General features: G+C 44.7%; 9 protein-coding genes and 1 pseudogene. 8 read left to right on the top strand and 2 right to left on the bottom strand.

What is annotated here, in order from left to right; all coding sequences use genetic code 11:
* The first annotated feature begins 1,320 nt into the window (after positions 1-1,320).
* The 3 genes from QUA44_RS19425 to QUA44_RS19415 all read left to right on the top strand — a co-directional run bounded on the left by QUA44_RS19425 (position 1,321) and on the right by QUA44_RS19415 (position 5,861).
* The gene (locus tag QUA44_RS19425; protein WP_333255634.1) at positions 1,321-3,327 is read left to right on the top strand and encodes a GspE/PulE family protein; all 2,007 of its coding nucleotides are present in this window, start codon (positions 1,321-1,323) and stop codon (positions 3,325-3,327) included.
* A gap of 214 nt (positions 3,328-3,541) precedes the next feature.
* A complete protein-coding gene (locus QUA44_RS19420) occupies positions 3,542-4,639 on the top strand; it encodes a type IV pilus twitching motility protein PilT (protein WP_333255636.1) in 1,098 nt (365 codons plus the stop codon).
* A gap of 94 nt (positions 4,640-4,733) precedes the next feature.
* Positions 4,734-5,861 (top strand): type II secretion system F family protein, encoded by a 1,128-nt coding sequence (locus QUA44_RS19415; RefSeq protein WP_333255638.1) that lies wholly within the window; start codon positions 4,734-4,736, stop codon positions 5,859-5,861.
* 751 nt (positions 5,862-6,612) lie between these two features.
* Here the strand turns inward: QUA44_RS19415 and QUA44_RS19410 are convergent.
* A pseudogene (locus tag QUA44_RS19410) lies at positions 6,613-7,144 on the bottom strand (IS1 family transposase); the annotation flags it as partial.
* Positions 7,145-7,226: 82 nt separating this feature from the next.
* Here QUA44_RS19410 and QUA44_RS19405 point away from each other — a divergent pair.
* The 3 genes from QUA44_RS19405 to QUA44_RS19395 are packed head-to-tail and all read left to right on the top strand — an operon-like array spanning position 7,227 to position 8,593.
* The gene (locus QUA44_RS19405; RefSeq protein WP_333255640.1) at positions 7,227-7,598 is read left to right on the top strand and encodes a hypothetical protein; all 372 of its coding nucleotides are present in this window, start codon (positions 7,227-7,229) and stop codon (positions 7,596-7,598) included.
* A gap of 54 nt (positions 7,599-7,652) precedes the next feature.
* A complete protein-coding gene (locus tag QUA44_RS19400; RefSeq protein WP_333255641.1) occupies positions 7,653-8,348 on the top strand; it encodes a glycosyltransferase family 4 protein in 696 nt (231 codons plus the stop codon).
* An 11-nt stretch (positions 8,349-8,359) separates the two neighbouring features.
* Positions 8,360-8,593, top strand: a complete 234-nt coding sequence (locus QUA44_RS19395) for a hypothetical protein (RefSeq protein ID WP_333255643.1) — start codon at positions 8,360-8,362, stop codon at positions 8,591-8,593.
* 123 nt (positions 8,594-8,716) lie between these two features.
* Here the strand turns inward: QUA44_RS19395 and QUA44_RS19390 are convergent, their stop codons facing one another.
* A complete protein-coding gene (locus QUA44_RS19390) occupies positions 8,717-9,652 on the bottom strand; it encodes an exopolyphosphatase (protein WP_333255645.1) in 936 nt (311 codons plus the stop codon).
* Between the two features lie 66 nt (positions 9,653-9,718).
* On the opposite strand from QUA44_RS19390, the gene bioF reads away from it, so the two are divergent.
* Entirely contained in the window at positions 9,719-10,891 is a 1,173-nt protein-coding gene (gene bioF / locus QUA44_RS19385) for an 8-amino-7-oxononanoate synthase (RefSeq protein ID WP_333255647.1), read from the top strand.
* Between the two features lie 311 nt (positions 10,892-11,202).
* Positions 11,203-11,352 carry an arginine synthesis PII-interacting regulator PirA gene (gene pirA, locus QUA44_RS19380; RefSeq protein ID WP_172185012.1) on the top strand — a complete coding sequence of 50 codons (150 nt, stop codon included), beginning with the start codon at positions 11,203-11,205 and terminating at the stop codon, positions 11,350-11,352.
* Positions 11,353-11,355: the final 3 nt, after the last annotated feature.

Below are 11,355 nucleotides of genomic sequence, written 5' to 3'. Positions count from 1 at the left end.
CATCATCGTAAATGGGCGAGATACCGTTTGACAATTTTGGGGAAGTTAGAAAATAGCATTTCAGTTGATTATTAATATTTTATAACTCTGCAATTATACATTTTTGGGCCAATTTTAGCAATCTTTTCCTATCATTCAACACTTCTGGGTGTAACCATTTGATTGAATAATCATTAAATATCCATTCTTATTAAGAAACCCTGAAAGCTTTTATTTTCGTACCTCTTGAGAATTAAGCTGTTAATTTAGCGAATGCTTGAATTCTAGAATTCCTTCTGTGACTACGTTTCAGATACCTGAATCCTTACGCTATACCTTTCTTTAGGTATCTTAACATAGTTTTGTTTTTTTTCGCCGACCTACTTAGTGACTTAAAGTTATCATCGGTGAGGCTGTTTTAGTTGCAATTTGATACTGGCATTTATTACCATTTGCTGAGTTTTCAAAGTCGGAAAAAAAAGGAATTTGTATTTAGTGAGTAAGTAGTTATCTGTGTGCTTGTGTAACTTAGATACTAGGTTGTTAATCTTGACGCGAATAGGGGCTGTGGTTTTACTGATTCTATAACGCCTAAGTTTCTTGAATTCTCGAATTTTGGCCAGTCAAATGATAGACATTAGGTGATCGGGCGGAGGTGATCATCTGTAAATTAGATTAATATCTAATTGGCTGCTTTCCAACATTTCTGATCCGTTAAGCTTACGTCACAAAGGTTCAGACACCCAAGAAGAATTAAAGTAATATTTACTGATCCCAAACTAGAGTTGCTCAAAATTTGCATTGGGGACTGATGCAGCCGACGATCGGGCAGTGACCGATCGCAGATAATTAATCAAAATATATTTCAAAAGGGCGATCGAGGCTTTCGTAAAAGCTATCATCACAGAACATAGGTCATCTTTAATTTAGTACAGCTAACTGCGTCACCACGGGCGCTGTAATTTGAGCAAACAATTTGGGAAAATAGAATTAGCCTGGGAAGGGGACACACCCCGCCCCGCTTTTCTCTCCCGGCACGGGGAATCCCCAAGTGATTTGCCCTGACGCTATAACGAGAGTATCCCGCAAGTTAATCAGGTAAGTAAGCAACTTAGCACTCAACGAACAAGATTTGATTGCAAGCACCGGCAAATCCCTCCAACATATCGTCAATGTGTGGACGAAGCTTAGAGGGGACAGCGAGCTTACACTGGAGAGATAGGGATTGAGCAAGAAAATGATAGCTGATCCATAAGCAAAGAATACGGGGGTTAAAACCCCGCGTTGGTTTTCCTCTCAGCACTCTGTGTGACTGAGTTTCCCACCTATTGAGTGTTTTTTATGACTAGCACATCCCCGCCTCGCTCCACATCCCTAGTTTCTGTGAGCCAATTTCCTCCGGCTCTCACCAAGATGATTCAGTCGGGTTACGTCAACGGCGAGCAAGTGAAGCAAGCTCAAATTGAAAGCCAGAAGTCGGGCAAGCGTTTGACGGAGGTATTAGAAGCACTTACCGGGCAGCCGTTACCCCCAGAATTGCTGCGACTTTACAAGAAGCAGCAGATGTTTGAACGGAAGATAGTCTACGGCGTTGAAGCATTTGACCCGGAGATGAGCGAAATGTCTAACGAGCAACTCGGAATTATGCTCGACGCGTTGAAGATTTCGATCGACATTTGTCACCAAGGTCGGTTTTTACCCGTAGCGAAGACTGAAACTGAGCCTGCGGCGGTTTTAGTGGCAATGGTAGATCCCGATAACCTCAACGCCATAGAAGATTTGCGGCGGATTTTACAGCCTCATGGCTTGGCTTTGCAGCGACGGGTGATTACACCAGACGACTACCAGGACATTACTTCTGCCTATCAAGACGACCAAGTTAAGAGGGAAGCTAAAAAAGCTGAAATCGAAAAACAGAGAAAGATGGACTTAGGGGAGGGAGATTTTGGCGAGCTCTCCCTAGAAGAGGAGAGTAGCGACCAAGAAGACCTCGCTAACACCTTGGACGATGCGGAGGCTGCTCCCGTAATTAAGGCCGTCAATATCATTTTGGCTAAAGCTTTGTCGGAAAAGGTGTCTGACATCCACGTAGAACCTCAAGAAGAGTTCATGCGGATTCGGATGCGGAAAGACGGGGTGCTGCAAGAGTATTTCCGGTTTCCCAAGCAGGTAGTCGCATCGATTACGGCTCGTTTCAAGATTATTGCCAACCTGGATATTGCCGAACGCCGACAAGCTCAAGACGGCCGCATCCGCCGGGTGTTTGAGGGACGCACGGTGGATTTCCGGGTGAACAGCTTGCCTTCCCGGTACGGCGAAAAAATCGTGCTGCGGATTTTGGACAGTTCCAGCACTCAGTTGGGTTTGGGTTTGTTAATCTCCGACGAAGAAACTCTGGCCTTAGTGCGAGAAAGTGCTAGCCGTCCGTTCGGACTGATTTTGGTGACGGGGCCGACGGGTTCGGGCAAGTCAACTACTCTGTACTCGATTCTGGCGGAACGGAACGATCCGGGGGTTAATATCAGTACGGCCGAAGACCCGATCGAATATGCTTTGCCAGGAATTACCCAATGTCAAGTAATTCGGGAAAAAGACTTGACTTTTTCCAACATTCTGCGGGCATTTTTGCGGCAAGACCCTGACGTGATGCTGGTTGGAGAAACGCGGGACAGGGAAACGGCAAAAACGGCTCTGGAAGCTGCTTTGACGGGACACTTGGTGCTGACGACGCTGCACACCAACGACGCGGCCGGGGCAGTCGCGCGTTTGGCCGAAATGGGCGTAGAACCGTTCATGGTTTCAGCCGCTCTGTTGGGCGTGTTGGCTCAGCGTCTGATGCGGCGCGTTTGCGACAAATGCTGCATTCCTTACCAGCCTACTGTCGCAGAACTCGGCAAGTACGGTCTATCGGCTTCTCAAGAAATTGATCTAACTGTTTGCAAAGCCAACACTGTACCGGTGGAGGAAAGGAAGGAACTGGCAGAACGCGAGCAACTTTGTCGGAAGTGCGGCGGCCTAGGCTACAAAGGACGGGTAGGGGTTTACGAGTACCTGAAAAATACTGAGCGGCTTCAAACTCTGATTACTCAAGGAGCTCCCACAGAGCAAATTAAGGAAGCAGCAGTAGAAGAAGGGATGAAAACTTTGTTGGCTTACAGCTTGCAGTTGGTGCGGGAAGGCGCGACTACCTTTGAAGAAGTCGAGCGGGTGACGTTTACAGACTCCGGCCTGGAGGCGGAAATGAAAGCCAAACGCAAGCAGGGGCTTACCTGCAAAAGTTGTCGGGCCGAATTGAAGCCGGAGATGCTGGATTGTCCCTACTGCTTGACACCACGCTTTTTGGATTGATTCAGCAGTTAACTGTCAACCCTTCTCTAAGCAAGCGGGCAAGCTGTCAACTGTCAACCCTTCTCTAAGCAAGCGGGCAAGCTGTCAACTGTCAACTGTCAACTGTCAACTGTCAACTGTCAACTGTCAACTGTCAACTGTCAACTGTCAACTGTTGACTGTTAACTGAGCTAGATTGGTCAATAACTATCAATTTGATCGAGGAGAGGTATCTATGGGTCTGATGATTGAAGACGTACTGGAGTCCCTGGTAGAGCAAGGGGGTTCGGACATACACATCCAAGCGGGCGCGCCTATATTCTTCCGAGTCAGCGGTAAACTAACTCCTCAGACGCAATACGGCGACATTCTGTCGGCTGAGGAAGTGCAGATCCTGATTTTCCAAATGCTCAACAATATGCAGCGCAAGCAGTTGGAAATGGAGTGGGAACTCGACTGCGCTTACGGCGTTCGGGGATTGGCTCGGTTCCGCGTTAATGTCTACCGGGAGCGGGGTGCTTGGGCTGCTTGTATGCGGGCTCTGGCTTCTAAGATTCCTAATGCAGATGCTTTAGGCGTGCCGCAGATTTTGCGGGATCTGACGGAAAGACCCAGGGGTATGTTGTTGGTGACGGGGCAAACAGGTTCCGGGAAAACTACTACGATGGCGGCTTTGTTGGATCTGGTCAACCGGACGCGGGCGGAACACATTCTAACAGTTGAAGATCCGATCGAATATGTGTTTCCTAATATCAAGAGTTTGTTTCACCAGCGCCAAAAGGGCGAAGATACTAAGAGCTTTGCTAATGCGCTGAAAGCTGCTTTGCGCGAAGATCCTGATGTAATTCTGGTGGGGGAAATGCGGGACTTGGAAACGATCGGTCTGGCAATTTCGGCTGCAGAAACGGGTCACATGGTGATGGGAACGCTGCACACTAATTCGGCGGGTGCAACGGTCGATCGGATTTTGGACGTGTTCCCGCCAATTCAACAACCCCAGGTTCGCGCCCAGGTATCTAACTCTCTGGTGGGAATTTGCAGCCAAAATTTGGTAGTGAAAGTTGGGGGCGGCCGCTGCTGCGCTATGGAAATCATGGTAAATACTCCAGCTATGGCTAACTTGATCCGCGAGGGCAAAACTCCCATGATTTACTCGCAAATCCAAATGGGGGCAAAATTGGGTATGAGGACGATGGAAATGGCCCTCGCTGAACTTTACAAGAGCGGTAAAGTCACTTGGGAATCGGCAATGGCCAAGGCTTCTAAGGCTGACGAACTCGAACGCTTGATCGGCCCGGCACCTGTTGGTGGCGCCAAGGTAGGAGCTCATTAATTCAGTCTGCAGTCATTAGTCAGGAGTCAGCAGGCTGAATTAATGACTGATGACTGATCAGTCATAACTTTTAATAAATTTTCAGAGGTGAGCTGTGGCTACCAACGTTATCCGCCAAAAACCGAAAGGTGGCTTTGATTTCAGTAAGATTCAGGAGCAAATCGAGTATAACCTTACCAGTCTTACTGTTAAGGATATGGCTATTTTTGCTCGTCAGTTTGCGGCTATGTTTAATGCAGGGGTGGCGATCGTGAGATGCCTTTCCGTGCTGCACGAGCAGTGTTCTAATGCTAAGTTGAAGCGAGCACTCAGGAGCATGAATGCTGACGTGCAGGAGGGGATAAACTTGGCAGAGGCGATGGCTAAGTTTCCTGATGTTTTTGACCAACTGTTTATCAGTATGGTGGCGGCGGGAGAAGTCGGGGGGGTGCTAGATGAAACCCTAGACCGTCTGGCGCTGATGATGGAAAAAAATCACAAGACGGAGGCTGAAATTAATTCGGCAATGTCTTATCCGAAGACAGTGTTTTCCATCGCGATCGTGATTTTTTTCGCAATGACTATATTCTTGCTGCCAACTTTCGCTAAAATCTTTAAGGATATTGGTGCAGATTTGCCTGCTTTTACGCTGTTTATGCTGGCAATTAGTGCGTTTTGTACAGCTTGGCCTCCCATCCAACAAATAACAGTTATTGGGGTGATTATTGCGCTCAAATTTGCCTTTGATATGTACTACAAAACTCCAATCGGCCACTTGCAAATTGATCGGATTGCGATGAAGTTGCCGATTTTTGGAGATTTGATTGAAAAATCGGCTGTGGCTCGGTTTTGCGTGATATTTGGGTCGCTGACGCGATCGGGCGTGCCGATTCTCAGTTCTTTGGAAATTGTGCGAGATGTGGCAGGTAATCAGGCGATATCGAATGCGATCGAATATGCGAGACAGGAAATTCAAAGCGGCGGCATGATCAGTATTGCTTTGCAAGAACAAGCTGTTTTTCCGTCTTTGGCCATTCAAATGATGGCAATTGGTGAGGAGACAGGGGAACTTGACAAGATGCTGATGAAAGTTGGCGCTTTCTACGAAACGGAAGTGGAAGAAGCAGTAAAAGGACTTACCAGTATGCTAGAACCTCTGATGATTGTGGTCGTCGGTGGTATCGTAGGTTCGATTTTGCTGTCGATGTATCTGCCGATGTTCGCAGTGTTCCAGAAGCTGTAAAAAAGGGCTAATTAGTTATTAGTTATTAGTTAGTAGCAATTAACGCATGACCAATGACTATTCCCATCGTTCCCAGGCACTGCCTGGGAAGACCTTTGGAGGAGGCACAGCCTCGATTAAAAGGAGGAGACCGAGGCTCTTCCTCACAAATCTTCATTAAGCTGTCGCGCATTTAAATTGCATATTCGAGGCGGGCGAGACACCCCACTCATTGTTTCATGGTTTTTTGACAGACAATTTAAATGCCGCAACAGCTTACCAAGGTCTTCGCATTGGTGACAACTTACGAAAATGTCACAAAAGTCAAGTAGGATAGGCATACATATTTAACTGCTGCCCAATCCTGGCTTTAGACTCCAGGGTAAACGCATCTTAATTTGGCATTGCTGAATTGAGGTATGATTAGGAAGCTTGCCGCTGGCAGTTAAGGTCGAATAGTGTTCAAATCAGAGTATCTAAATGATTACTTGAAGATGAAATGGGAACGTCCGAGAATTTGAAGAGCGTGGATTAATAAACGAATCGAATGTTTGAGCATTTCTTCGGATTTAGAATAACAAAGAGTTTTTCTATTTAATCAATCCAAATAATGTCTGATATCCTTTCCTTTCGAGCGAGCGCGATTTTGTAGGGCGGGTTCACCAACAATACCTCCAATAATAGACAATCTCAAAAACCAGCCCCAACCGGGATATTATGGTTAATCGATCGGACATGATATGAGTCTTGTATTTTCACTGCAAGTCATCTAAGTTTGAGAGATGATTTGGCCACGATCAGGAATAAACATTGGATAAACTTTCGGGCTATCTGTTACGTAAAAATAGCATTTCCATTTCTCAAAGCTCTCCCATAAAGGTTTAAATGTTTGGGCACTATGATCCCCTAAAACCCATCCTAAAATTCCTGCTTTGAAGTGGTCTACTGCTGTCCACAGCCAGATGCAAGTTTTTTTTGAGCCAATAAATGTTTTTCTAATTCATCCCATTCTCCGACATCGGGAATTGTGTCTGCTTCGTAAGCCTCTGGCAGAAGTTTTCCCACCTGTTTGACCCAACTAATTATTGTTGTATGATGAACACCTTGGATTCTTTCTATGGCTCGAAAACCCATACCATTGACATACATCTTTAGGCATTCGTGCTTAACTTCTTGAGAGTGACCTTTATGGGATTGGTAGGATTCTATGAATTGCCTACCACACTCAACACAAAGATAATTCTGTTTACCTTTTTTATGGCCATTTTTATTGATATGACTTGATTTACATTAGGACATTTCATAGGCTTTGACTTTTCGTTAATTGTTTTTATCAATTTATCTTTGAACTAATCATACCTTAGTTCAGTAACGCCGCTAATAAATATGGTTCACTTTAACGTTGCATTTCAACACTTTAACTCCTTCACCGACATTACCCTATCCCTGGCGAAAACTTTACACCAAATGGGAATTCCTATTTCGGTCGAACCTTCAACAATAGCATCTCATCTCAGCGGCAATTCGACAGCAGAAGAAAACGACCTGCTAGCGAAGTGGATGAACACCACACCCTCAGATTTATTTCAGATAAAATGGTCTCATTACTGGAAACCTTATTTTTTAAAAGAACTCAAGGGACATCTCAACTTAGAATTTTTTGCTATCAATTACGAATGCGCCAAAAACAGTGATGATTATGATTACTGGATTTACGATGCTGTCAATAACTTATCCCACAAACTAGCCGTCAGCTAATATTCTAAAAACGTCTTAATAAAAGCTGGATGTCCGGCAACCAACGTATCAGTAATGCCTCTAGGTTTCAATCCTTTAATCTCGCAACTCTATTTTCCCCGACCGCAAAAGACCAAACAAGATGTAAAGCATATTCTGCACATGACCAATTCTTTTGATTTGTATAGATTTGGCACGGATGTCGCCATTCAAGCTTTTTGTGAAGAGTTTAAAGATGATTCTAACGTAGAGTTAATTATCAAAGATGGTGGCAAAAATCCTGATGTTATAGTGGAACATCTCGTCAATATAGAAAAGCGCCTCGGCAAGTTAAAACCAAAAATTTTGATCATCCCTAAATTTTATAATAAAGCAGAACTAGCTAATTTATACTTGTCAGCCGATGCTTTTTTAGCTCCCTTTCGCGGCGAGGGTTTTGCGATTAAAATTTTGGATGCCTTTGCAGCAGGTTTGCCCGTTGCTATGACGATGTACGGCGGCCCGACTGAGTACGCCAATGCTGATAACTGCTATCCCATTGCTTACGATCTAGTTCCCGTCGGAAAGTGTTACGATACTCAGTATCTAGAAATCAGAAATGCTCCTCATTGGGCAGAACCAAATGTTCAGTCTGTTCGCGAACAGTTGCGAAAAATTGTTGAAGACCCGATGCGTTTTCAGGTAGCTCAAAAAGCTAGAGAGACGGCGGATTTATTTAATTGGGAAGCTGCCGCTCAAAAATTGCTAAGATTAATGCGAGAATTGTTTTAGGAGCGAAAATTATGGGACTCGAACGCAAAATGTTTAGGGGAATGTTTTCACCCGGGGAGGTGGTACGATTGAAACAGCCTTGTTTTACTCCCGGGCGATTGTTTGAGCCAGGAAAATATAACGCTGATGAGCTGCCGGATATCGCTTTTGATATGGGTTTGGTAGACCATTTGCCACCAGTCAAAGGCAACAGTTCCGAAAATCTCAATGTTCAGAACCCGTCAGCTCAAAACCTTGAGGACTAAACTCCCCTTTGCAGTAAGGACTTCAGTCCTAAAAATTCCTGTTTGTAGTAAGGACTTTAGTGATGAAAATTAAAATAAATCATCAAAGATTCAAGTCCTGACTGCAAAAAAGATAAAGCCAATTTAACCATTTTGCTCTATCTGGGCAATTAACTCTTTTAAAACTTGACTAGCTTTATTGTTCTCTATCTGACAAGTTCCGGCATTCTGGTGTCCACCGCCGCCATATCTTAACATTAACTCCCCAATATTAGTTTTAGAAGTTTTGTTAAAGATTGACTTGCCAACTGCGAAAACAGTATTTTGTTTTTTTAGTCCCCAAAGTACGTGAATCGATATATTGCACTCGGGGAACAAAGCATAAATTACAAAACGATTTCCCGCATAAATCACCTCTTCGTTACGCAAATCCAAAACAACTAAATTATTATAAACTTGGGCGCATCGCTGTATTTGCTCTTTAAATTTTTCTTCTTGCTCGAAGTAGAGGTCTACTCTTTCTTTTACATCAGGAAGCTGCAAAATTTCATCGATGGTATGATTTTTGCAGTAATCGATTAACTGCATCATTAACTGATAATTGGAGACCGTAAATTCTTTAAACCTTCCCAAGCCGGTTCGGGCGTCCATTATGAAGTTTAACAATACCCATTCTTGCGGATGCAGAACCTCTTCTTGGGCGAATTGAGCAGAATCTGATTTGTCAACTGCCGCCATCATCGCCTCAGAAATATCAGGAAACTTTGCTTTGCCTCCATAATATTTGTACAGTACCCTAGCTGCAGAAGCTGCATAGGGATCGATGATGTGGTTAATTTTGATTTTCTCATGTCTGAGAGTTTCGCTGAAGTGGTGATCGAAAGCTAGATGAACTCCATCAACATAGGGTAAATTGGTGCTAATATCGTTATTTGTTATTTCGATTTTCCCATCCTGCATATCTTTAGGATGCACGAATTTAATCTCGTCGATCATATCGAGTTCTTTGAGCAAAACGGCACAGACAAGACCGTCAAAATCGCTGCGGGTGACTAATCTGTATTTTTTAGTGAGTGGCATATGCTTTTGTGATGCGGAGGAACTGATCACCAGCTAATATAACGTATTACCCGATCGCTTTCCAATATGAACGCAGACCCTTACGCTTGGATAGAGAAGGCCCTGGACACAGTTCGCCGTGCCGATTGGTATCGATCGCCACAATCGATCGATAGTTGCCCCGGGCCTGTGGTAAAGTTAGCAGGCCACAGCCTGATTAACTTTGCCAGCAACGATTATCTGGGACTTGCCGGCGATGACAGGTTAATTCAAGCTGCTATGGCTGCAACTAAGGAATTTGGTACGGGTGCGACGGGTTCGAGGTTGGTCAGCGGACACCGCAATTTGCACCGACAGCTAGAACAAGCTATTGCTAATTTAAAACAAACTGAAGATGCTTTAGTGTTCAGTTCGGGATATTTGGCGAATCTAGGGGCGATCGCATCCGTTGTCGGCAAGCGCGATTTGATATTATCTGACAAGTACAACCATTCGAGCCTGAAAAACGGAGCCACACTCAGCGGTGCAACTGCCCTAGAGTACAGTCACTGCAATCTTGAGGATTTAAAGGCCAAGCTAGAGCAAAATCGCGCCAGGTACCGCAAGTGTTTAATTATTACCGATAGCGTCTTCAGCATGGATGGGGACTTGTGTCCGCTGCCGCAGTTGTTAGCTGTGGCAGGAAAATTTAACTGCATGGTATTAGTAGATGAAGCTCACGCTACAGGAGTTTTCGGTGCTAGCGGTGCTGGTTGTGCAGAACATTTCGGGTGTACGGGAAGACCACTGATTCAAGTGGGGACACTCAGCAAAGCTTTGGGAAGTTTAGGTGGTTACGTTGCGGGCTCTGCTGCTTTAATTGATTTTCTGCGTAATCGAGCTGCCAGTTGGATTTATACTACAGCATTGACGCCTGCTGATGCGGCGGCTGCTTTGGAAGCTGTGAGGATTGTACAGCAAGAACCAAAACGCCGAGTTCGGTTGCAACAAAATATCGAAACTTTTAAATATTGCGCGATTACCAATCACCAATTACCAATTAGCAATTCCCTCTCGCCAATTTTCAGTCTTCCGTTAAAAAATGCAGCGGCAGCTTTAACAGTAGGCAGCAAACTCAAGGACATGGGTATTTTTGCTCCGGCGATTCGGCCTCCGACTGTAAGCGTGAGTCGAATTCGGATTTCGCTGATGGCAACTCACGAGCTCGCACACCTTCAGCAGTTGGTAGAGGCGCTGAAGCAAGTTGTGAGTTTTGAGTAAATGTTGGGTACGGCATAAGTACCCTACCCTTTGAGTAAATGTTGTGAGATGGGGAGAATTTCTACTTCTGCCTTCTGCCTTCTGCAGCTCTAGACTTCTGCAGCTCTAGCTTTCGTCCTTCGGCAGCTCTAGCGTTCTGCCTTTTTTTTGATTGTCAAGAAATCGCTATTGACTTATGACCAATCTTATACAGGAGTTTGGTCGATCGGTCAACAACTGTAAATTTTTTGTAAATTTAGATACTTTTTGGAATTTAGCGCTATATTAGAGAAGTAGCAGGTACACCAAATTTAATATAAGGAACGTCCACCATGAACACAAATCGTCAAAACGTAAAAAAAGTAGCAGAAACCCACCGCGCTAACATTCACAAGCAACTCATGCACCGCATAGAAGTAGCGAGATCCAGTGGGAACCAAGATTTGGTTCGGGTGCTTGAAGAGGAAATGAGACAGCTTTAAAGA

The sequence above is a fragment of the Microcoleus sp. N9_A2 genome (genome assembly GCF_036701775.1).
In the GTDB taxonomy this organism is placed as follows: Bacteria; Cyanobacteriota; Cyanobacteriia; order Cyanobacteriales; family Microcoleaceae; genus Microcoleus.
Note: the sequence above shows the minus strand (reverse complement) of the source record. Positions and strands in the feature narration are given on the sequence as shown.